At 40.9% G+C, this 21930-nt stretch carries 19 protein-coding genes, 1 pseudogene and 1 other annotated feature; of the genes and pseudogenes, 15 read left to right on the top strand and 5 right to left on the bottom strand.

Annotated features, from left to right (window positions below; genetic code table 11):
- The first annotated feature begins 14 nt into the window (after nucleotides 1-14).
- From ASE42_RS16870 to ASE42_RS16850, 5 genes are read left to right on the top strand one after another with little or no spacing between them, the layout of a single operon-like run.
- Nucleotides 15-407, top strand: coding sequence for a GntR family transcriptional regulator (locus ASE42_RS16870; RefSeq protein ID WP_019743690.1), 393 nt, complete (start codon nucleotides 15-17; stop codon nucleotides 405-407).
- On the top strand, nucleotides 400-1278 hold the full coding sequence (locus ASE42_RS16865; RefSeq protein WP_024426211.1) for an ATP-binding cassette domain-containing protein: 879 nt from the start codon (nucleotides 400-402) through the stop codon (nucleotides 1276-1278). Before ASE42_RS16870 ends, ASE42_RS16865 begins: the two co-directional genes overlap by 8 nt.
- Nucleotides 1272-2258: an ABC transporter permease subunit gene (locus ASE42_RS16860; RefSeq protein WP_056768310.1), complete on the top strand. Its 987-nt coding sequence runs from the start codon at nucleotides 1272-1274 to the stop codon at nucleotides 2256-2258. Before ASE42_RS16865 ends, ASE42_RS16860 begins: the two co-directional genes overlap by 7 nt.
- A 21-nt stretch (nucleotides 2259-2279) precedes the next feature.
- Nucleotides 2280-2978: an ABC transporter ATP-binding protein gene (locus tag ASE42_RS16855; RefSeq protein WP_024424897.1), complete on the top strand. Its 699-nt coding sequence runs from the start codon at nucleotides 2280-2282 to the stop codon at nucleotides 2976-2978.
- Nucleotides 2968-4278, top strand: a complete 1311-nt coding sequence (locus tag ASE42_RS16850; protein ID WP_056768301.1) for an ABC transporter permease — start codon at nucleotides 2968-2970, stop codon at nucleotides 4276-4278. The genes ASE42_RS16855 and ASE42_RS16850 overlap by 11 nt, the downstream gene beginning before the upstream one ends.
- Before the next feature lie 65 nt (nucleotides 4279-4343).
- Here the strand turns inward: ASE42_RS16850 and ASE42_RS16845 are convergent, their stop codons facing one another.
- Nucleotides 4344-5042 (bottom strand): hypothetical protein, encoded by a 699-nt coding sequence (locus ASE42_RS16845; protein WP_056768300.1) that lies wholly within the window; start codon nucleotides 5040-5042, stop codon nucleotides 4344-4346.
- Between the two features lie 254 nt (nucleotides 5043-5296).
- Nucleotides 5297-6101 (bottom strand): annotated as a pseudogene (locus tag ASE42_RS16840) (PAS domain-containing protein).
- A gap of 422 nt (nucleotides 6102-6523) precedes the next feature.
- Here ASE42_RS16840 and ASE42_RS16835 point away from each other — a divergent pair.
- The 6 genes from ASE42_RS16835 to ASE42_RS16810 all read left to right on the top strand — a co-directional run bounded on the left by ASE42_RS16835 (nucleotide 6524) and on the right by ASE42_RS16810 (nucleotide 14129).
- Entirely contained in the window at nucleotides 6524-6853 is a 330-nt protein-coding gene (locus ASE42_RS16835; protein WP_008343006.1) for a DUF4257 domain-containing protein, read from the top strand.
- A 103-nt stretch (nucleotides 6854-6956) separates the two neighbouring features.
- Nucleotides 6957-7178: a binding site (T-box leader), on the top strand.
- Between the two features lie 97 nt (nucleotides 7179-7275).
- Entirely contained in the window at nucleotides 7276-9690 is a 2415-nt protein-coding gene (gene leuS / locus ASE42_RS16830; protein ID WP_024424893.1) for a leucine--tRNA ligase, read from the top strand.
- Between the two features lie 130 nt (nucleotides 9691-9820).
- Nucleotides 9821-10726, top strand: coding sequence for a dienelactone hydrolase family protein (locus ASE42_RS16825; RefSeq protein ID WP_056768295.1), 906 nt, complete (start codon nucleotides 9821-9823; stop codon nucleotides 10724-10726).
- Nucleotides 10727-10772: 46 nt separating this feature from the next.
- Complete coding sequence (locus tag ASE42_RS16820) at nucleotides 10773-11525, top strand: NAD-dependent epimerase/dehydratase family protein (RefSeq protein WP_056768293.1); 753 nt, start codon at nucleotides 10773-10775, stop codon at nucleotides 11523-11525.
- 218 nt (nucleotides 11526-11743) lie between these two features.
- A complete protein-coding gene (locus ASE42_RS16815; protein WP_087976618.1) occupies nucleotides 11744-12604 on the top strand; it encodes a carbohydrate ABC transporter permease in 861 nt (286 codons plus the stop codon).
- A gap of 25 nt (nucleotides 12605-12629) precedes the next feature.
- On the top strand, nucleotides 12630-14129 hold the full coding sequence (locus tag ASE42_RS16810) for an extracellular solute-binding protein (protein ID WP_041107339.1): 1500 nt from the start codon (nucleotides 12630-12632) through the stop codon (nucleotides 14127-14129).
- A gap of 45 nt (nucleotides 14130-14174) precedes the next feature.
- On the opposite strand, the gene ASE42_RS16805 is transcribed toward ASE42_RS16810, so the two are convergent.
- Both ASE42_RS16805 and ASE42_RS16800 read right to left on the bottom strand, forming a co-directional pair.
- Complete coding sequence (locus ASE42_RS16805) at nucleotides 14175-15017, bottom strand: aldo/keto reductase (RefSeq protein ID WP_056768292.1); 843 nt, start codon at nucleotides 15015-15017, stop codon at nucleotides 14175-14177.
- Between the two features lie 10 nt (nucleotides 15018-15027).
- Complete coding sequence (locus ASE42_RS16800; RefSeq protein WP_056768291.1) at nucleotides 15028-16215, bottom strand: MFS transporter; 1188 nt, start codon at nucleotides 16213-16215, stop codon at nucleotides 15028-15030.
- A gap of 155 nt (nucleotides 16216-16370) precedes the next feature.
- Between ASE42_RS16800 and ASE42_RS16795 the strand changes: the two genes are divergently transcribed.
- On the top strand, nucleotides 16371-16742 hold the full coding sequence (locus ASE42_RS16795) for a winged helix-turn-helix transcriptional regulator (RefSeq protein WP_003217763.1): 372 nt from the start codon (nucleotides 16371-16373) through the stop codon (nucleotides 16740-16742).
- 38 nt (nucleotides 16743-16780) lie between these two features.
- Here the strand turns inward: ASE42_RS16795 and ASE42_RS16790 are convergent, their stop codons facing one another.
- Complete coding sequence (locus ASE42_RS16790; protein ID WP_056768288.1) at nucleotides 16781-19081, bottom strand: helix-turn-helix domain-containing protein; 2301 nt, start codon at nucleotides 19079-19081, stop codon at nucleotides 16781-16783.
- 231 nt (nucleotides 19082-19312) lie between these two features.
- On the opposite strand from ASE42_RS16790, the gene ASE42_RS16785 reads away from it, so the two are divergent.
- From ASE42_RS16785 to ASE42_RS16775, 3 genes are read left to right on the top strand one after another with little or no spacing between them, the layout of a single operon-like run.
- Nucleotides 19313-20278, top strand: coding sequence for an ABC transporter permease (locus ASE42_RS16785; RefSeq protein WP_024424886.1), 966 nt, complete (start codon nucleotides 19313-19315; stop codon nucleotides 20276-20278).
- Between the two features lie 18 nt (nucleotides 20279-20296).
- Entirely contained in the window at nucleotides 20297-21409 is a 1113-nt protein-coding gene (locus ASE42_RS16780) for a glycoside hydrolase family 105 protein (RefSeq protein WP_056768285.1), read from the top strand.
- On the top strand, nucleotides 21406-21930 hold the full coding sequence (locus tag ASE42_RS16775) for a hypothetical protein (protein ID WP_056768282.1): 525 nt from the start codon (nucleotides 21406-21408) through the stop codon (nucleotides 21928-21930). Before ASE42_RS16780 ends, ASE42_RS16775 begins: the two co-directional genes overlap by 4 nt.

Genomic DNA, 21930 nt, shown 5'->3' with positions numbered 1-21930 from the left:
AAGAGGGAGCCATCATGATCCAAATAGATCCAAGAAGCGCTGCGCCAATATATGAACAAATCATTGAGCAGCTCAAAATTTTATGTTTAAAAGGCGTGATGAAGCCAGGTGACAAACTGCCCTCTGTCAGAGAGCTCGCCACCATTATTATTGCCAACCCAAACACCGTCAGCAAAGCGTATAAAGAGCTTGAGCGGGAAGGCATTATTGAAACTCTGCGGGGCCGCGGTACGTATGTAACAGAAGGTGCTCAGTTAAAGCTGAATGAAGGGAAGGTGCTCGAGATGAAAGAACAGTTAAGACAACTCATCATAGAAGCTCATTATGCTGGTATTGATATTCATCAGCTCAAGGAATGGCTAGAAGAGATCGGCTCAAGTCTAAAAGGAGGAAAACAAGTTGATTGAGGTCAGAAATGTATCGAAGAAATTAAATGGACGCGAAGTACTCAGCGACGTTTCCTTCAAAATAGGCGAAGGTGAGATCTTCGGTCTGCTTGGCCGGAATGGCTCTGGGAAAACAACACTTCTCAGATTGATTCAGCAAATTCTTCTTCCAGATGAAGGAGAGATTTATTTTAAAGATGTGCTAGTGAAAGACCACCCTTTAGTAAAGCAAAATATTGTATTCATGCCAGTCGTGAATCCTTACTTTGACAGATACAATTACGGACAGCTTGTCCAGCTGTTAAAGCATATTTATCCAAAGTTTGACGTGACCTATGCCAATGAGCTTGTGAACCGCTATGAAATTCCGGAAAAAGTGAAGTATCGTGAATTGTCGACAGGGTTAAAGAAACAGCTGTCATTAATTTTAAGCTTTGCCATCAAACCAGCGGTCATTTTATTAGATGAGCCGACTGATGGTATTGATGCCGTCACAAGAAATGACGTTCTTCAGCTGATGATTGACGAGGTGGCAGAACGACAAACAACGATTTTAATTACATCTCACCGCTTAGAGGACATTGAGCGTATGTGTAATCGAATCGGGTTTTTAGAAGGAAATCAGCTCACAAGTGTCATGGATTTAGATGAATTAAAGAATGACTATGTCAAAATCCAAATGGCTTTTGAAGAAGATATGAACTTAAGTATTCGAAAAAATGGTGTTGCGATTTTGGATCAAGCGGGCGTTTTCTATACAGCGCTTGTTCTAAAAACCGACGAAGAAGCTAAAGAGTACTTGAAGTCACTGAAGCCAAAAGTATGGCATGAACTGCCTGTGAATTTAGAAGAAGTATTCATTGCGAAGTTTGGAGGGAAACGCAGATGGTAAAGCGGCAATTATTATATAAGGAGTGGAAGCAATCTGAGCTGACATTCATTTTAGTGATGCTTGTTGCGATGTTTGCGACACCATTATCCCTCTTAATGGATTACTCAACCTTTCAAGATTGTTTGAAAAATTCAGACTGTATAATGGATTCAACAACATTCACTTATATGTTTAAGAAGGATGCATTTCTCTCACTTTCATGGTTAATGGGAATATTTTTTGCTGTGATTCAGCTAGGGTTTGAGAGAAATAAAGGGCAGATGGACTTTACATTATCCTTGCCATTTAGCAGAAGTGCTATCTTTCATACCAAGTTTTTCTTAGGTGCTGGCATCATCGCAGGCGTTCATGTTGTCTCATATCTTATCATTTATTTACTCAAATTAGGCCTTCATCCAATAGAAACACCTGAGTTCAACAGTCGTTATTTTTATGCACTGTTGTCAGCTTTGATGATCTACACTTTATTTTTTGCAGCAGGTACATTAACAGGAAGTGCTATATCCCAAGCAATCGTTGGATTCAGTACGTCCATTCTACCATTTTTGTTAATTGGACTTCCGATTGTTCATTTAGATTTTATCTTTAGAACAAGTGAGAGGTGGATAGATACGAGCCTCAATTATTTGATATCGCCTATTTCACCAATTACTTATATTACAAATGACATTTTTCAACAAGAATATCAGCATTGGTTTAATGGTGAAGCATTCATCATTCCACTTGTCATGATGGTCATATTTTACCTAATTGGTTTGTTTAGCTTTATAAAACATCCAATTGAAAGAAATGGCCGCTTCTTCCTTTACTCAAGTATGGATAGACCTATTCAGATTATGGTCATTGTCTTCGGTGTTCTAGGGTTTGGATGGTTTGGTTTTTCTTCAGATAATTCCATATTTGGTTATATCGTTGGCATGCTCATCGGTGGAGCTGTGGGCGCACTAACGAGTTATTTCTTAATCTATCGAAAAAGATAAACAGAGAGCAGGGGAGTAGAGATGATTCAGATTCAAGCATTAGATCATGTATTTAAAATTGGTAAAAAGGGCAGGGAAAATGAAATTCCTGTGCTGAAAGGAATTGACCTGTCCATCAAAAGAGGCGATATTGCTTGTATTGTTGGACGAAGTGGTTCGGGGAAATCAACTTTATTGAACTTAATATCAGGCTATATTACGCCAACGAGCGGAAAAATTGTCATTGATGGCACCGATGTGACCGGCTTTAATGAAAAAGAATGGGCAGACTTTCGCTTAGATCACTTTGGCTTTATCTTTCAAAGCTTTCAGTTGATCGGGAGCTTAACAACGTATGAGAATGTTGAACTTCCACTCACTTTAAAAGGGGTGAAGCCGTCTGAACGAAAGGCGAAAGTAAAAGAAATGCTGAAACGAGTAGGACTTGAACATCATGCAGGACATTACCCAAATGAGCTGTCAGGCGGACAGCAGCAGCGTGTGAGTATTGCAAGAGCCTTGATTTTAAATCCATCTATTATTTTAGCGGATGAACCAACTGGGAGTCTGGATTCAGAAACTGAAGGGGAAATTTTAGCCTTTATCCAGCAGCTCAATCGCGAAAAAGGAATTACATTTGTCATCATTACACATGACGATGAAGTCGCTTCAATCGCAGACACAACGTTCCAGCTTCACGATGGTGTATTAAAGAAAGGGGAACAATCCATTGAAATTTAGAGATCAGGTCAAATTCATTAGAAGAAATATGAAGAAAAATAGATTGCGTTTGTTTATGACCATTCTTGCGACGACAATGGCATGCTCTTTCTTAATCGTTCTAGCGTCTGTTGGTTTTGGTTTGCAAAAATCAGCTCAAGATGAAATTATGAAACAGCAAATCATCACAGAAATTAAAGTGTTAGGAAAAGAAAAAGGAGACGTTAAGATTGATGATTTAAAGAAATATGATCATGTGAAATCTGTCGTCTCAAGAACGGCGATCAATCCATCGGTTAACGTCGAGCTCGATAACCGTTCAAGTGAAACGCAGGCTGCTTTGACTGATATGAAAGAAGAAAAAGAAGCAGGACTTGAGCTAGACCGAGGAAAAGTCCCCACATCAGCGAACGAAATTGTGGTTGGGTATCATATGGCGCAGCAACTGTGGACAAAAAAAGAACGCGAAGCCTATGAAAAAGAATTGAACCAGACGTCAAATGGGGAAGAAACACCGAAGGAGCCAAAAGGCTACACGAAGGATATTTTAAATAAAGTGATTCAAATCAAAGTGCCAAAACTAAATGAAGAAGGGGAAGTCGTTAAAGAAAAAACATTTGATTTCCGTGTAGTAGGTGTTTTGAAAAAGCCGAATTTGGAGTGGCAGGAGGATCATAAAATTCTGATTCCGAATGCTTATGAAAAAGAATTTGGTCAAATACTCGACCTGTCTCCTGAAGCTGGAAATGTCGAAAAAATGACTTCTGTTTATGCAGATAAATTCGACAATGTCGGTACGCTCACGAATAAACTGACAGATGAGGGCTATCAAGTCATCTCTGTGACGAACCAGCTTGAAGGAATGGATATGTTCTTTACGGTCTTCAAAATTGGACTCATTTTTGTCGGATGTATTGCAGTCATTATTTCTGCCATCGGAATTTTCAATACGATGACTATGGCGGTAACAGAGCGAACACAAGAGATTGGTATTATGAAAGCCATTGGCGCGAATCCATCCATTATCAAGCGGATGTTCCTAATGGAAAGTGCTTATATTGGAGTAATCGGATCAATCATCGGTATTATCATCTCATATTTGATTAGTTTCGCCGTTAATTTAATCATCCCAGCCATTTTGTCGTCCATGTCTGAGGGAGGATCAAGCGATCAATTCTCGATTACTTTTTCCTATATTCCACTCAGCCTTGTCATTACAGCGACAGTGATCAGCGCAGGGGTAGCGATCATTTCAGGGCTTAACCCGGCACGTAAGGCAACAAAAACGAATGTATTAGCAGCTTTAAGAAGAGAAATCTAAAAAAGAACCTCCTGTAAACCCGATTGGGCGCTCAGGAGGTTCTTTTTTATCTTAATTAAACATCGCTATTGCTTAGGTGCCCTGTATCCGGCACGCTCTGCTTCTTCTACTGAGCAGAACATTTTGGTTACATTCTTTGTTCTAGAGTAGTATCTGCTGCTTGGTGTGTGGTAAATACCGTTGACACTCCCTTTAATGTTACAGGCAGCCGATTCTTTTTTTGCTTCCTTTTGTGATTCATGACCGCCTGTGCTTTTTCCTTCATCTTTAGGTGCGGAGCGCTGGACGGTGGAAGACTTCGTATCGCTGCTGCTATTCTTGATTTCTTGTTTGAGTGTTTCATTGCTGGAGGTGAGCTTGTCTATTTTCTCTTCAAGCGATTGAATGGTCTTCTCTTGCTGTTTGACCGTTTCTTTTTCTGAGGTGATGGTTTCTAGCTTTTTTTCCAGCTTTTCTTTTTCCTTCTCCGCATCTTCTAAAGAGGAGGTAAGCGACTCTTTATCAGCTTTTAAGCGCGAAATGTCAGATGAGAGTTCCTTTTGATCCTTTAACAGCTGTTCGGAAGATGGATCGGCTTGTGCCTTTGGCGCATTTCCAGCAGTAAGCGGTAATGACATAATGGAAAAGAAGAGACCAATGATCAAAAAAGGATAAAAAAGTTTCTTTGAAAAAATCAGCTCGTTCTTGCGTTTGAGTAAGAAGAAATTGACGGCATATCCGATGGCAAAACAAACACATAAAAGACCTAATATGAGTAAAAACATATCTAACAGCCCCCCTAAATTGCTATTTACACCTATCATACCTCATTTTTCCATTTTGGGGAGCGGTTCAATTAAAAAAAACTGTTTACACAGGGTTTTCCAGCGTGTAGACAAACCCTCGCATTGGTTGTCAGGTCTGCGCTCCGGTGCTCGCCCTTCCTAGACTGCAAAGGCTTTCTATCACGCTGAACAGAAGACAAAGGGCTAAAATAAAGATCATTTTAGCCCTTTGTCAACAATCTGAAAAACCCTGTTTACACAGGGTTTTCAGCTAATGGTAATCCTTTTATGGCTTCTTTTACTGTCAAATAAGTGATTGTATTCTGGAAATCTGTATCGAGGTCTTTCATTTTCAGCGCAAGCTGCGGCTTAATCCCAGTGATGATCAGTTCGGTTCCAGTTAGATTGAGAAGATGATGCAGTTTGAAAATACGTGCTGCGACGGAATCATCGACCTCGATTAAACCAGAAAGGTCGACAATTAAATAATCATCCTTTGAATCATCTAATATACAGGTTAACTTAGTGACAATGGCATCAAAGCGTTCTTCAGATAATTTTCCGATAAGCGGAAGAGCAGATACACCATTTTTGATTGGGACGATTGGCGTCGAAAGAGAGGTGACTTCCTGTAAGGAATCTTCTAGGAGCTGTTCATATTCTTTCTGTTTCGTAATATCCTTTTGAAAACCAATGAAAAATGTTTTGTCATCTTGTTCAATGTATAGAGGATCTATATTGAGTTCATTCCAAAAAAAAGTGCCGTCTTTTTTATAATTTTTTAGCTGTGTGGTAATAGGTGTTTTGTTTTGAATTCCATGGACGAATTAAAGCTAGCTGCTTTTGATCCGTGTCTTTTCCTTGAAGGAATCGACAATTACGACCAAGAATCTCATCTGGTTTGTATCCAGTCATTTGTGTAAAGCCGTGATTCACATAAACGATAGGGTTATCCTCTAAGGAAGGGTCTGTAATGACAACACCGATCCGCGCATGATCCAGCGCTTTTTTGATGAGTTCAAGCTGTTTTTGCAAGCCGAAAATGTTCGAGCTGACCATATTACCCTCCTTTGCTGCTATAAGACATATCAAATGGTTGTCTTTTCAACCAAATGAATCCTTTTAAACGTAACATAACATATGTTCTGTTTCAACGATTGCAAACGCTTTGTTAAATTTGTCATCATAGTTTGTCCTCCATTAGAATAGAGTCAGTAAGGAGACTTTTCATTAGAAAAAGAAGGAATCAATTACTCATCATTCATAAAATGACAAAAATAGTTAATATGGATTAGGTAAAAATGATTCCAATGCATCAAGATTGTTTTTGGGTCATTCACATATAATGGAAGAAACAAGCTTTTTTTCTTCGTTAGAGAGAATAGACCTTTTACATGGATTATGACGGAACAGCAGAATGGCATTACAGGGGGCTGGACAGCCTGAAGTCGCTTTACTATTCTAAGGGCTTTAGGAAGGTGATGAAAATGCTGCAACAAGTCATTATTGCTTGCGCCATTGGAGGGGTCATGGGCATTCTCGGTCACGTAAAGAAAAAAGGCAGGCTAGAGAAGCCCAGAATGACAAAAAAGTTTATTTACTTAGGGTTTATTGAAGATTGGCTCGTTGGGATGATTGCCGCTACACTGCTTGTCTTATCCTCAAATCCCGAATCTAGTCTGCACTTGATCATCTTATCCATTATTTCAGGTTACGGAGGAGAAGCAGTTCTGCGAAGCTTCGATTTTGTGAGAGAAGAACGTTCACAGGATGCAGGCTCCAACCGTCATAACCGATCTCCACACGAATAATATCCTCTACTTTACCCTAGTCTAGGGTACATTCCCATTGTATACAAACCTGCTTGCACTTATGATCATAATTCTATAAAATACTACTTAGATGACGGTTACGATAAGAACAGTGAAGAGGAGTAGTAGGAAAGCAGTATTTGTCTTTAGAGAATTGACGGCTGGTGAAAGTCAATCAAATCTGCTTCTGAACTCGCCTCAGAGTTGCAGTTGCGTTAAAGCTTCTGTCGCATGTCTGCGTTAAAGATATTAAGTGAGCGTACGAACAGCATGTTACGCTAACAAGGGTGGTACCGCGGGAACCAAAAAATCTCTCGTCCCTTTCCAGGGATGAGGGTTTTTTGTTGATTTTAGAAAAATCTGAATTCTTGCAGTGGTCATCTAAGCAGATAAAGCCGTACATATTAAAGGAGGTTTTCACATTGAGTTTTCAGCATCGGGAAATTGAAAAGAAGTGGCAGGATTATTGGCTGACACATAAAACATTCGCCACATCTGACTCGGAAGATAAACCGAAGTTTTATGCACTTGATATGTTTCCATATCCATCAGGAGCAGGGCTTCATGTCGGGCACCCTGAGGGCTATACAGCAACGGATATTCTATCACGCATGAAACGTATGCAGGGATATGATGTTCTTCATCCAATGGGATGGGACGCATTTGGTCTCCCGGCAGAACAGTATGCACTTGATACAGGAAATGACCCGGCGGCCTTTACAGAAGAGAACATCAATAACTTCCGCCGCCAAATTCAATCACTAGGGTTCTCGTATGATTGGGATCGAGAAATCAACACGACAGATCCGAATTACTACAAATGGACACAATGGATTTTCTTAAAATTGTACGAAAAAGGATTGGCCTATATCGATGAAGTACCAGTGAACTGGTGCCCAGCGCTTGGCACAGTGCTTGCAAATGAAGAAGTCATTGATGGAAAAAGTGAACGCGGAGGCCATCCTGTTGAAAGACGTCCTATGAAGCAGTGGATGCTAAAGATTACAGCATATGCGGACAGGCTGTTAGAAGATTTAGAGGACATTGATTGGCCTGAAAGCATCAAAGATATGCAGCGTAACTGGATCGGACGCTCTGAAGGAGCGCACGTTCATTTTGAAGTAGAAGGACATGACGAACAGTTTACGGTTTTCACAACGCGTCCTGATACACTATTTGGCGCAACATATGCAGTGCTTGCACCAGAGCATGCACTTGTTGAAAAAATTACATCAGATGCTCAAAAAGAAGCTGTTAAAGCGTATATCAAAGAGATTCAATCAAAGAGTGACTTAGAGCGGACAGATCTTGCTAAAACGAAAACAGGTATTTTCACAGGCGCGTATGCCATCAATCCTTTAAATGGTGAAAAGATGCCGATCTGGATTGCCGATTACGTGCTGGCGACTTATGGAACTGGAGCCATTATGGCGGTTCCTGCCCATGATGAACGTGACTATGAATTCGCCAAAACCTTTGATCTTCCAATTAAAGAAGTTGTAGAAGGCGGAGACATTGAAAAAGAAGCCTACACAGGTGATGGAAAGCACATTAACTCTGATTTCCTAAATGGCTTAGGAAAAGAAGAAGCGATTGAAAAAGCGATTGCATGGCTTGAAGAACATCAAAAAGGTGAAAAGAAAGTCACATATCGTTTAAGAGACTGGCTGTTCAGCCGTCAGCGCTACTGGGGTGAGCCGATTCCAATCATTCATTGGGAGGACGGAACATCTTCAGCTGTTTCAGAAGAAGAGCTTCCACTGATCTTGCCTAAGACGACAGAGATTAAGCCAAGTGGTACAGGTGAATCACCGTTAGCCAATATTAAAGACTGGGTTGAGGTTGTAGATCCTGTTACAGGTAAAAAAGGCCGCCGCGAAACGAATACAATGCCGCAATGGGCAGGCAGCTGCTGGTATTTCTTACGTTATATTGATCCTCATAACACAGAAGAGCTTGCCTCTCCTGAGAAGCTGAAGAAATGGCTTCCAGTTGATGTGTATATCGGCGGAGCAGAACACGCTGTACTGCATCTTCTATATGCACGCTTCTGGCATAAGTTCTTGTATGATATCGGTGTTGTTCCAACAAAAGAACCTTTCATGAAATTGTTCAACCAAGGTATGATTCTTGGGGAAAACAATGAAAAAATGAGTAAGTCAAAAGGAAATGTGGTCAACCCAGATGATATCGTAGAATCTCATGGTGCGGATACATTACGACTTTATGAAATGTTCATGGGACCTTTAGATGCATCAATTGCTTGGTCTGAAACAGGACTTGATGGCGCTCGTCGTTTCCTTGATCGTGTATGGCGTCTCTTTACAAATGAAGATGGTTCACTCAGTGATAAAGTGACAGAGCAATCTGGCGGCGCATTAGAACGCAGCTATCATGAAACAGTTATGAAGGTAACGGATCATTATGAAGGCTTGCGTTTCAATACAGGAATTTCACAATTAATGGTGTTTATCAACGATGCCTATAAGGCGGATACACTGCCGAAAGAATATGCAGAAGGCTTTGTAAAGCTTCTTTCTCCAATTGCACCGCATTTAGCAGAAGAGCTTTGGAATAAACTTGGTCATGAAGGATCTATTTCTTATGAAGCATGGCCTCAATATGATGAGTCAAAGCTTGTCGACGATGAAGTAGAAATTGTTGTACAGCTTAACGGTAAAGTAAAAGCAAAATTAACCGTTCCTGCTGATGCAACAAGGGAGCAGTTAGAAGAGCTTGCGAAAAATGATGCACGTGTAAAAGAACAGCTTGAAGGGAAAACCATTCGTAAAGTGATTGCAGTTCCTGGGAAGCTTGTCAATATTGTTGCGAACTAATGATGACACCCATCGGTATGAACCGGTGGGTGTTCTTTATTTCCCGGGACATAATTTTGTCGAAAACAAGGTGATTCCCGCATCGGTCTCGTATTTTAACAGGTGATCAAGAAAATGAGGAGTGACGTCAATGGAAAAGGAAAGCAAACGTGAACAACTGCTCAGTCTGTTAGGAGAAATGCCAGAACGTCATCGCGTGGAGGCTTATACGTTAAAAATGGAAGAACGTGAATCATCATATGTAGTGGAAACTCTCATTCTCTCCATGAATGGTGTAGAGGAAGTCCCTGCTTATTTCGTGAAACCGAAGGATACGGTGAAAAAAAGACCCGTTGTGCTGTTCCAGCATTCACATGGCGGGAATTACGTGAATGGGAAGGAAGAGCTGTTAAAAGGTGCTCATTATTTGCAAACGCCTTCATATGCAAAAGAGTTTACGTCTAAAGGATATAGTGTACTGGCCATTGATCATGCAGGGTTTGGTGAGAGAAGAGGAAGAACAGAAAGTGAAATTTTTAAGGAAATGCTTTTAACAGGAAAAGTGATGTGGGGCATGATGCTGTATGAAAGTATGTGTGCGATTGATTATTTGCTGTCTCGATCTGATGTGCTGGCGGACAGGTTAGCTGTCTTTGGGATGTCAATGGGCGGTCTTCTTTCCTGGTGGACGGCTGCACTTGATGAGAGGGTCAGTGTGTGTATTGATCTTTGTGCACAGGTGGACCATCATACATTAATTGAAACGAACAATTTGGACAGACATGGCTTTTATTACTATGTACCGGGCTTGGCGAAGCATTTTACAGCAGCGGACATTCAAGAAATGATTTTTCCGAGACCGCATTTAAGCTTAGTTGGAAAACTTGATCAGCTTACGCCTGCTGAAGGCGTTGGAAGGATTCAAAAGGTATTGAGTCAAACCTATCAAGCTGCTTCATTGAAAGAACGTTATCAGCTTACCCGTCTTCATGCAGGTCATTTTGAAACAGCCGCTATGCGTCACGAGGCGACACGATTTTTGAAAAAGTGGCTGTAATCAAGAAACGCTTGGACATACTACGTCAAAAGGAAGGAGGAGACAGATGAAAAAAATCACCATCATTGGCGGATGCGGTGTGATTGGACGTCTTTTAACAAAAGCGCTCTCTGCTGAGTACAGCGTCACGATTATTGATCTAACAAGCTGTGTAGAAGGAGTCATTTTAGCCGATGCAGCGAAGGAACAGAATGTATATGAGGCAATTCCGCGGGATACAGATGTCATCTTGCATCTTCTAAACATGGACATGACGCATGATGTGATGGATCATGAAGAATTTGCAAAAATGACTGATATTTTTTGGAGGAGTACCTATTATATGTTTCGTTCAGCCGCGCGGCATGGCATACGAAAAGTCATTTTTGCAAGCAGTAACCATGTGACGGATCGTTATGAAGAGGATGGACGCTCCTTACTTGGACGGCAGATTACAACTGACGATGTGCCTGCGACTAAAAATGTCTATGGCATATTAAAGTTTGCTTCAGAACAGCTGGGACGTTTGTTCCACGATCAATCGGGAATGTCTGTCATCAATTTAAGAATTGGAACAGTTGTAACAGATGAGATGAAGGCATTGCACAAAAAGCAAAGAACTAAAAGAACTCTGCTGTCACATGAGGATCTTACAGGTATGATAAAGACAGCGGTTGAATCAGATATTCCCTTTGGGACCTATTATGCTGTATCAGAGAATGAAGAAAAGCCTTGGTCTACTGAGAAAACGAAGCTGGAGTTAGGCTATGAACCAGATGTCAATACGACAGAAATCCTCGAAGAAAATGATCGAGCATAAGGCATAATCATGTCATGAGCTAATGATCTTATTCTTTTGTTTCATGAGCATAAAAGCACGGCTGATATGACTATCCAGTTGGTCTGTCAAAATGATTATAGACGCTTTCTTCCCCCGTTTGTTACATTTTAATCACGATATCGTCACAGGCTGCAGCTTACTTTCAGATGAAATGATAACGCTTTCAAAGGAAGGGTGTGATGAACATAGATCGTTCTATTAAAGGCCGATTGTTCAATTTATTTAATTACTCTTTTCTACTCATGTTCGCATTAATATGTGTGCTTCCGTTCATCCATGTCATTGCCGCCTCTTTTGCAACAGTAGAAGAGGTCATCACCAAGAAGTTTATTTTGTTCCCGACGACGTTTTCTCTAGAGGCATATCGATATATTTTTTCTACAGATATTGTGTATCGCAGTCTCATTGTGTCCATTCTTGTGACGCTCGTTGGAACAGCTGTCAGCATGTTTTTGTCCTCGCTTATGGCATACGGGCTGTCTCGTCAGGAGCTAAAAGGCCGGAGAACACTGATGTTTCTCGTTGTTTTCACGATGCTGTTTAGCGGAGGTATGATTCCGACGTTTATTGTGGTGAAAACACTTGGTCTGCTTGATACCTATTGGTCACTTATTCTCCCGGTTGCAATCAATGCGTTCAACTTAATCATTTTGAAAAACTTCTTTCAAAACATACCGGCGAGCCTTGAGGAATCAGCGAAGATGGACGGCTGTAACGATTTAGGGATTTTCTTTAAAATTGTGCTCCCACTTTCTTTGCCAGCCATTGCTACTATTTCACTTTTTTATGCCGTGACGTATTGGAATACGTATATGACTGCCATTCTGTATTTAAATGATTCAGTGAAGTGGCCGATTCAAGTACTGCTGAGACAGATTGTCATTGTCTCAAGCGGAATGCAGGGAGATATGTCGGATATGGGCTCATCCACACCACCGCCAGACCAGACGATTAAAATGGCTGTCATTGTTGTGGCAACCATTCCGGTTCTGCTTGTCTATCCATTTATACAAAAGCATTTCAACAAAGGGGCATTACTAGGTTCTGTAAAGGGTTAAAAAGATGGAACAACGGAGGGATCTTATGGGGAGAAAGAAATTATGGCTGATTGCGTTTGTCCTGTTATTTGCAGCAAGCGGAATTTTGTCAGCCTGTTCAAGTAAAGGGGCAAACTCATCAGATGAGAAGGTTGATTTAGACAAAAAGGTAAAGCTGACATGGATGGCGATTTTATATCATCAGCAGCCGCCGAAGGATTCCGTTTTAAAAGAGATTGAGAAGCTCACAAATACAGAGCTTGATATTACATGGGTGCCTGATGCAGTGAAGGAAGATCGTTTAAACTCCGCACTTGCAGCAGGGAATTTGCCGCAAATTGTGACGATTCAAGACATTAAAAATTCGTCTGCGATTAATGCGTTCAGATCAGGCATGTTTTGGGAAGTCGGTCCGTATTTAAAGGATTATCCAAATTTAAGTAAGATGAACGAACTGATTAATAAAAACGCCTCTATAGACGGTAAGCTTTATGGCATCTATAGAGAAAGACCACTTTCAAGACAAGGGATTGTCATTCGAAAGGATTGGCTTGAAAATTTAAATTTGGATACACCAAAAACATTGGATGATTTGTATGAAGTAGCCAAAGCCTTTACGGAAAAAGACCCGAATCAAAACGGAAAAGCCGATACAATTGGCTTTACGGATCGGAACGATTTAATTTATGGCGCATTTAAAACACTTGGTTCATATGAAGGAATGCCGACAGACTGGAAAGAAGAAAACGGGAAATTCACGCCGGACTTTATGACAGATGAGTATATGAATACAATGAAATACATGAAAAAGCTGCGCGATAATGGCTATATTAACAAAGACTTCCCAGTGACAAGCAAAACACAGCAGCAGGAATTATTCTCACAAGGAAAAGCAGGTATCTATGTTGGAAATATGGTAGATGCCGTGAACCTGAGAGATGATGCGACAGATAAAAACATGAAAGTAGATATTATCAACCGAATCAAAGGCCCAGATGGTAAAGAACGTGTGTGGGCATCAGGGGGGCATAATGGCATCTTCGCATTCCCTAAAACAAGCGTGAAATCAGAGGCGGAATTAAAGCGGATTTTGGCCTTCTTTGACCGTATTGCCGAAGAAGATGTATATGGTCTCATGACGTACGGTATAGATGGCAAGCATTATAAGAAAGAAGAAGGAAATACATTTGTCAGGGAAGAAAGCCAAGTGAAAGACTGGCAGACAGATGTACAGCCGCTTGTCAGTCTTGTAGGAATTGATAAACGTTACTTGAAAAATAAAGGGGATGCAGTTCGTTCTAAATATGAAGAGCTAGAAGAAGACAATCAAAACATCATCGTTGCCAACCCTGCTGAAAGCCTTTATTCAGAAACAGCATCAGAGCGTGGAAACGAATTGAAGAAAATCATCGATGATGCGACGTATAAGTTCATTCTTGGAGACATCAGTGAAGATCAATTTCAGAAGGATGTAGAGAAGTGGAAATCCAATGGTGGGAATAAAATCATAGAAGAATATGAAGCTTCCTTTAAAAAATCAAAATGACCAATAGGAACACCCCCGCAAAGCAAAAAAGCGGGGGTGTTTTCATTAAAAGTCGAAATTATCTGGATCTGGACCGATACGTTTGTTTTCATTTAAGTCAGAAAGACGTTTCATATCTTCATCAGATAAGACAAAATCAAATATATCAGCGTTTTCCTTTAAACGATGTGCTTTCGTTGATTTTGGGATGGTGATGACACCTTTTTGTACATCCCAGCGCAAAATAATTTGAGCAGGTGTTTTACCGTATGTGTCTGCGAGCTCTGTGATCAGCGGGTGATGCAGCAGTTCACCCTGCATCAGCGGTGACCAAGCTTCCATTTGAATGCCGCGAGAGTTCAAATACGTAGAGAGTGTTTCCTGCGTTAGTTTTGGATGAAATTCTACTTGGTTGATCGCTGGTTTGATGTCTGCATCTTTTAATAGCTCGTCTAGATGATGCGGCTGGAAGTTGCTCACTCCGATGGCTCTGACCTTTCCTTCACGATACAAGGTTTCCAGTGCACGCCAAGCTTCTTTGTATTTTCCTTCAACCGGCCAATGGATTAAATACAGATCAAGGTAGTCAAGCTGAAGTTTTTTTAAGCTTTCTTCGTATGCATTTAGAGTAGATTCATATCCTAAATCGGCATTCCACACTTTTGAGGTGACAAAGATGTCCTCACGGCGCAGTCCTGTTTCTGCTAAACCAAGCTGTATGCCTCGTCCAACACCTTCTTCATTTCCGTAAATAGCCGCTGTATCAATACTGCGATAGCCTATTTGAATGGCTGTTTTGACAGCATCAACTAATTCTGCTCCATCTTCCACCTTAAATACACCAAGGCCAAAGCCTGGCATGAGAACCCCATTGTTTAATGTTTTTGTACTTTGTAAATGTTCCATCATAAAAACTCCTTTAAATGGTTTGTGTTTGTTCTTTTTGTTCTATTTGATAACTGATCATCGTAAGAATGGCTGCGATGAGGACCATGATGCCGCCGACCCAGCCTGTATGCACAAGCCCAAGTGTATCTGTCACGATGCCGCCTAAAAATGAGCCAATAGCAATACCGGCATTAAAGGCAGCGATATTCATAGCAGATGCGACGTCGACCGCTCCAGGTGTGTATCTTTCTGCAAAATCAACGACGGCTACTTGCAGCCCAGGCACATTCATGAAAGCAAACAGCCCCATCAGCATGACGGTTCCAATGCCTAACACTGTGAATCCTGCAGTGAAGCTAAGGATAAACAAGATGATGCTTTGGATAATAAACATATAGATCAGTGCTTTCATTGGCTGTTCATTAGCAGCTTTTCCGCCAATGACATTTCCGGCTGCGATCGTGATTCCGTATAAAAGCAGAATCAAGGCCACAGCCCCAGGCGCAAGACCTGTCACATGCTGCAAGAGAGGAGATAAATACGTGAACACGACAAATGTTCCTCCATACCCTGTGGCTGTAATGACAAATAAAAGCAAAATTCTTTTTGTTTTTAATAGGACAGCTTGATCTTTAAAAGATGTTTTCACACCCTGCTTTAATTGAGACGGCACAAGAAAATAGTTGGATATCAGTGCGATCAGACCAATGATCACAATCACACCAAATGATGTCCGCCAGCCGAGCTCGTGACCAAGAAATGTCCCGAATGGCACACCTGTCACAGTCGCTACTGTTAAACCAGTGAACATAAAGGCAATCGCGCTTGCCCGTTTTTCTTTCACGACAAGGCTTGCAGCAATCGTAGAACCGATGGACATGAAGATTCCATGGGATAAAGCTGAAATCACCCGGCCGATTAACAGCACTGAAAAAGTCGGGGCAATGGTGGCAAGTGTATTACCAATCAAAAAGACGAGCATAATGAGCAAAAGCAATGTCTTTCTTTTCATCGTGGAAGTAAGAGAAGTCAATATAGGCGCGCCAAATGTCACACCAAGTGCATATAAAGAGACAGTCCAGCCCGCCTGACTGACGCTCACTCCAAAGTCCTCTGAGATCATTGGCAAAAGACCGACACTAATGAACTCAGTTGTTCCTATAGCAAAAGCACTAATCGCTAGTGCGAGAAGAGCAAAATGGTTTTGCTTTTTCTTCATAAGTAAGTTCACATCCTTCTGTGATGACATTTTGATAGACGAAGCCGATCGGCAAGAGTTATTATCTAACATAGATGACGAAAAAAAAAGTACGTACTTTTTTGTAATATAGGTACTAAAAAGTGCCTGTTCGTACAAAGAGGAGTGAACATTCGATGGAAAAGAAAAAATATAATATCTCTGTGGAAGCAACGCTTGAGGTCATAGGCGGGAAGTGGAAGTGTGTGATTTTATGTCATTTGACACACGGGAAAAAACGGACGAGCGAATTGAAGCGGCTCATGCCAAACATCACACAAAAAATGCTGACGCAGCAGCTGAGAGAGCTTGAAAGTGACGGGGTCATTAATCGGATTGTCTATGAACAGGTGCCGCCTAAAGTGGAATATGAATTAAGTGAATACGGACAGTCGCTCGAAAGAATTCTCAATGCGCTATGCGATTGGGGGGCAGCTCATATTGAACGTGTGTATGGAGAGCCGCTTTCCGTGCTGGAAGACAGCATCTTAAATGAACAGTTTAAATAAAAGAGTCCCGCTTTCTTGTGAGAGCGGGACTCTTTGTCTTACGAGCCTTTTTTCTGGTCGCGGTATTTCCCAGGAGTTGTACCTTCCAGCTTTTTAAAGGACCGGATGAAATTTTGCGGGTTTTTATATTTCAGTTTTTCCGAAATTTCTTTGACAGACATATCGGTTTCTACTAGCCAGTTTTTAGCGACATGGTGTCTGTAGGAAGAGAGATATTCACTAAAGGAGATATCCATTTCCTTTCTGAAAATACTGCTTAAATAATTTGGATTGTAATGCAGGCGTGTGGCGATTTCATCCAATGTGAGATCTGAGTCGAATTCTTGATGAATAATATGAATGATTTTTTCTGAGATGTTTTTGTATTGTGAGTCTTCACGTGCAGCAAGCTGGTCAATAATTGGCCGAATGATTTCATGTTTCAGCCATGCTTCCGTATCTTCAAAGGTTTTAAATTCAAAAATCGTATCATAGAGCATTTTGTTATCTTCGACCTCAAATAATTCAATGCCTAGCAAATGCATCAGCTCGATTAAATTGTTTAAAAAACGAGCGAGGGCGATATGGTATTCGTGCGGTCCTGCATTTTTAGAAAAAATGGATTGCAGGAGCACATGTAAATAGTGATCCGCCTTGCCTTGATCGCCAGCTTTCATTGCATCAAATAAATCATGCTGCAGCTGCTTTGGAAAATGGGTTTTGAACGTCTTTCCTTGCTGAATATGCTCATATAAGATAATGGACTTTTTCTCTGCTTTAAGTCTGTATTTTAAGGCTTCTTTTCCTTCAATGTAAGCATGTTTTGCCATCGTGAGTTCTTTAAACTGGCGGCTGACTCCAATGCTGATCGATAAACCAAGCTCTTTTTCGATACGCTGCTGAATGCTTTCTGCTAATTGATTTAAATATTCAGTAAACTCTTCATCTGACTTTGAGTGGTTGAGGATAATCGTTGTTTGATGCTGATTGACAACGGTTGGCTGAAGGTGCTCCTCTTGCGGAATAATCTGCTCGATCAGTCCATTGATCGCAAATAAAAGCAAGTCAGCATCTTTTTTTTCATAAGGTGTTCCTTTTAATGTATCGATTTGGGTCACAAGCATGGACAAATGAGACCAGCCCTGAGGAAAGCCTAAGCTTTGGAACCGGTTGTTAACTTCTTCATCTGTCAGCTTTCCAAGCAGCAGCCGTACCATAAAGTATTGCTGTAAGTGTGTCACTTGCTGCTCAATTCGTTCCTCTAAATCATTGTTTTGATCTTTCATTTGTTTAATACTCGATTCAATCAACTCAAATTCATTTTGAAAAGGCTGTTTTTGCAAAAATGATTCATTGCGTGCAAATGACTCGTATAATAAGCGGATTGGTTTATAAAAGTGTCTAGAACCGAACCATGAAAATAGCAATGAAAGCGCTAACAAAATAGTGCAGATAATAAAGGTAATCCACCCAATTGATTTCGTTTGCTGCTTAAGTTCTGGAATAGAAACAAAGGATAGGTACGTCCATTCATTATAATCTGATTTTTGAAATGTGATTTGATAGTTGAGTTCGTCGATCTTCATATCAAATTGGCCTGATCGTTTTTCAAGTGAGAGCACATGTTTGACGATATCTTGATGTTTCAGCGATTCACCAATTTGTTCTTTGCGATTATGTAGCAGCACTTTTCCGTTTGTATCGATGACAAACATGCTATCCGATTGAGAGAAGTCAGGCATGTTATCAGCAATGACGCAGCTTGGAATGCTGGCGACAGCGATTCCCTTTTTTTGAACGCTGTTCATAGGCAGTTGTTTGATTAAATTCACATTGTACTTACAAAAGGATGCTTTTCCTTCTTTTGTCGCAACAAGTGGATTATTCTCTTCAAGTGCCCAGCTGGAGTGACTTGGTATATTGAGGTAAGAGGTCAGCGCTTTTTCTTGGTCTTCGCTTGTGACATGATAAAGCCCCGAATTGTTCATGTACCAGTCTTCCATTTTACTGACGAGTGTAATATTGGAAAGATCGGTGTCAAAGGTTTGCAGGTAGTTCAGTTCCTGCTGTACTTGATTATAAAGCTGGAATTGGTCTGGATTTAAAGGTTCTGCCAGTGTTTGAAGGAGAGGCGGCGAACTGACATAGTGAGTGAGAGAATGATCAACAGTTTTTAAAATATGCTCAATATTGGATTGCGTTTGTTTAACGCTGTCGAGCTTTTCATTTGAGATATTTTCAAGTGCTGTTTTTTGTGAATGCTGATAAGAAAAAATGCCGACAATGATAACAGGAATCGTACTAAGTATGAAAAAAAACGTCACTAGCTTGTAATAAAATTTGTACTGCCTTCTTTTCATAAAACCCCCCATTTCAAACAAAACAATCTTTTCCCCTTAATTTATTAATCCAAAAATCTGGTAGGTTTGTCAATAATCATTTTCTGAGATTAGGATCATTTTCTTATGTTTTATGTAACGTTTTGAGTAGCATCACCTATGAAAATATGATCTGTTGATATGATTGTAGACGGATTTTTTATCCTTAGGATACAGTTAACACATGCATTAGCATGGGGGGAGGCTTTATCAATGAAAACAGAGGATGTCACTGCCAAGGGTGTGCCTGCGGCAGCTTTGAAAAGCGAAAAAAGAAAGCGCTTACTTAATCAATTGCTTAGTCAAAAGTTTTTGTATTTAATGATTTTGCCGGGGCTCATTTATTTTATTGTTTTTAAATATGTGCCAATGTGGGGGCTCATCATTGCCTTTCAAGATTACCAGCCGTTTCTCGGCATTCTTGGCAGTGAGTGGGTTGGCTTCAAACACTTTATTCGATTGTTTACAGAACCAACATTTTTCATCTTATTAAAAAATACACTGATTTTATTTGCCATGAATGTCGTGATTTTCTTTCCAATTCCGATCTTATTAGCCCTTCTTTTAAATGAAGTGAGATTGGCATTGTTTAAGAAATTTGTACAGACGATGATTTATATCCCTCACTTCATGTCATGGGTGATTGTCGTGTCCTTATCTTTTGTTTTGTTAACAGTAGATGGCGGGTTAATGAATGAATTGATTGCTTTCTTTGGAGGAGAAAAGATTAACTTCCTTCTTAGTCAGGAATGGTTTAGACCGATGTACATTTTACAGGTAATCTGGCGGGAAGCAGGATGGTCAACAATCATTTACCTTGCGGCTATTACAGCGGTAGATCCGCAGCTATATGAAGCAGCAAAAATGGATGGGGCCGGGAGACTGAGACAAATGTGGCACATCACACTTCCTGCCATTAAAAGTGTCATTGTGGTTCTGCTTATTTTAAAAATCGGTGATACGCTTGAGCTTGGCTTTGAGCATGTCTATCTATTACTGAACGCAACGAACCGGGAAGTAGCAGAGATTTTTGATACGTACGTTTATACAGCAGGTCTTAAGCAAGGACAATTCAGCTATAGTACCGCTGTTGGTTTATTTAAAGCAGCCGTTGGACTTATTTTGGTCATGCTGGCAAACCGTTTAGCGAAGAAATTCGGGGAAGAAGGTATTTATTAAAAAGGGAGATGAGGAAGAATGACTTTATCGATTGAAAAGGGATCACCGCTTGAGCATGCAGAGAAATTAGCACAAACCATTATGAGAGCGTATACACCGATTGAGCTGCCTCCAGCTGGAAGATGGCATTATCATCAAGGGGTTTTCCTTTGCGGCGTCATGAAGCTATATGAGGCAACTGGGAACGAGGCGTATTTCGATTATGTGAAAAACTATGCGGACTCACTCATTGATGAGTACGGAAATTTATTATTTCGCAGGGATGAGCTTGATGCCATTCAAGCAGGACTCATTTTATTCCCTCTTTATGAACGAACGAAAGAGAAGCGGTATGTGCTGGCGGCGGAGAAGCTGCGCGGACTTTATCGTACGCTAAACCGCACGTCTGAGGGCGGATTTTGGCATAAAGACAATTATGCTTATCAAATGTGGCTCGATGGTCTCTACATGGGCGGTCCTTTTGCCTTAAAGTATGCTCAGCTTAAAGGTGAAGAGTCACTAGTGGATATGGTCATCCATCAAGAGCATCTCATGAGAAAGCATACGAAAGATGAACAAACAGGTCTGTATTATCACGCGTGGGATGAACGGAAAACGATGCCATGGGCTGATCAAAAGACCGGCTGTTCCCCAGAGTTTTGGGCAAGATCGTTTGGCTGGTATGTCCTTGCATTAGCAGATATGATCGAGGATCTGCCCGAGCAGCATGAGAGGCGGAAGGTGTGGAAGGAAACGCTGACAGACATGCTGGAAAGTGTGGCAAAGTACCAGGATCAAAAGACAGGTCTCTGGCATCAAATCATTGATAAAGGAAATCACAGTGACAATTGGCTTGAAAGCTCAGGGTCGTGTTTATTCATGTACGCCATGGCAAAGGCCATGAATGAAGGGTATGTAGGTCTCCGTTATGTTGATCATGTGGTCAGAGCATATCAAGGCTTGATTCAGCATAAGACGGCTGAGAAAGAAAATGGTGATTTTACCATCAATGATATTTGTATCGGAACATCGGCGGGATTTTATGATTACTACGTTGGAAGAGAGCGGAGCACAAATGACTTGCACGGGGCAGGCGCTTTTATTATGGCGTTAACTGAGCTAGAAAAGCTGTCTGTTTTTCAAAAGGCATGAGGAGGCGAAAAAGAGCCGTCGTATGGCTCATCAGTTTCATCGCTGCCATTTGTTTATCTGCCTGTCAAGGGAAAACAAACGGGATCGATGTCCTGATTTTTTCTGATATGTCAAAGGGAATGAAGGATCAATTAGTGGAGAAGGCTTTTCAGCCGGAACAAGAGACTTATAGCGTCCACATCTTTCCGGCGATTCCTGAAAAACTTCTTGTTGAAATTACCTCAAAAGAGGGGGACGTGATGCTTGTTCCAGAAGAAATGTTTAGAACGTATGATGATCCTGAAAGCTTTCAGCTGCTGGAAGAGATGAAAATAGGCGATCAAGCAGCAGGGCCATATACGGTCGAGGACAAAAAGACAGGGAAAACGGTCGATTATGCAGTTCAAATTAATAAAGGAAAGAAAAAACTCAACGGCTATACCTTTCAATTACACCGAGATATGGTCGCCTTCATTCCCGTGTATGCTGATAAGACGGAAGAGGCACTGTCTCTTATGAAACAGCTTCGTGAAAACCAATAA

It is taken from the genome of Bacillus sp. Root920 (assembly GCF_001429445.1).
Lineage (GTDB): Bacteria > Bacillota > Bacilli > Bacillales > Bacillaceae > Bacillus > Bacillus safensis.
This window is presented reverse-complemented; position numbering and strand designations above follow the sequence as displayed.

Bases quoted from the DNA above. Each gene is read 5' to 3' on its own strand.
- ASE42_RS16870 (WP_019743690.1), top strand. From the start codon at position 15: ATGATCCAAATAGATCCAAGAAGCGCTGCGCCAATATATGAACAAATC.
- ASE42_RS16860 (WP_056768310.1), top strand. From the start codon at position 1,272: ATGGTAAAGCGGCAATTATTATATAAGGAGTGGAAGCAATCTGAGCTG.
- ASE42_RS16855 (WP_024424897.1), top strand. From the start codon at position 2,280: ATGATTCAGATTCAAGCATTAGATCATGTATTTAAAATTGGTAAAAAG.
- ASE42_RS16845 (WP_056768300.1), bottom strand. From the start codon at position 5,042: ATGTTTTTACTCATATTAGGTCTTTTATGTGTTTGTTTTGCCATCGGA.
- ASE42_RS16835 (WP_008343006.1), top strand. From the start codon at position 6,524: ATGAAAATGCTGCAACAAGTCATTATTGCTTGCGCCATTGGAGGGGTC.
- ASE42_RS16825 (WP_056768295.1), top strand. From the start codon at position 9,821: ATGGAAAAGGAAAGCAAACGTGAACAACTGCTCAGTCTGTTAGGAGAA.
- ASE42_RS16820 (WP_056768293.1), top strand. From the start codon at position 10,773: ATGAAAAAAATCACCATCATTGGCGGATGCGGTGTGATTGGACGTCTT.
- ASE42_RS16810 (WP_041107339.1), top strand. From the start codon at position 12,630: ATGGGGAGAAAGAAATTATGGCTGATTGCGTTTGTCCTGTTATTTGCA.
- ASE42_RS16805 (WP_056768292.1), bottom strand. From the start codon at position 15,017: ATGATGGAACATTTACAAAGTACAAAAACATTAAACAATGGGGTTCTC.
- ASE42_RS16800 (WP_056768291.1), bottom strand. From the start codon at position 16,215: ATGAAGAAAAAGCAAAACCATTTTGCTCTTCTCGCACTAGCGATTAGT.
- ASE42_RS16795 (WP_003217763.1), top strand. From the start codon at position 16,371: ATGGAAAAGAAAAAATATAATATCTCTGTGGAAGCAACGCTTGAGGTC.
- ASE42_RS16790 (WP_056768288.1), bottom strand. From the start codon at position 19,081: ATGAAAAGAAGGCAGTACAAATTTTATTACAAGCTAGTGACGTTTTTT.
- ASE42_RS16785 (WP_024424886.1), top strand. From the start codon at position 19,313: ATGAAAACAGAGGATGTCACTGCCAAGGGTGTGCCTGCGGCAGCTTTG.
- ASE42_RS16780 (WP_056768285.1), top strand. From the start codon at position 20,297: ATGACTTTATCGATTGAAAAGGGATCACCGCTTGAGCATGCAGAGAAA.
- ASE42_RS16775 (WP_056768282.1), top strand. From the start codon at position 21,406: ATGAGGAGGCGAAAAAGAGCCGTCGTATGGCTCATCAGTTTCATCGCT.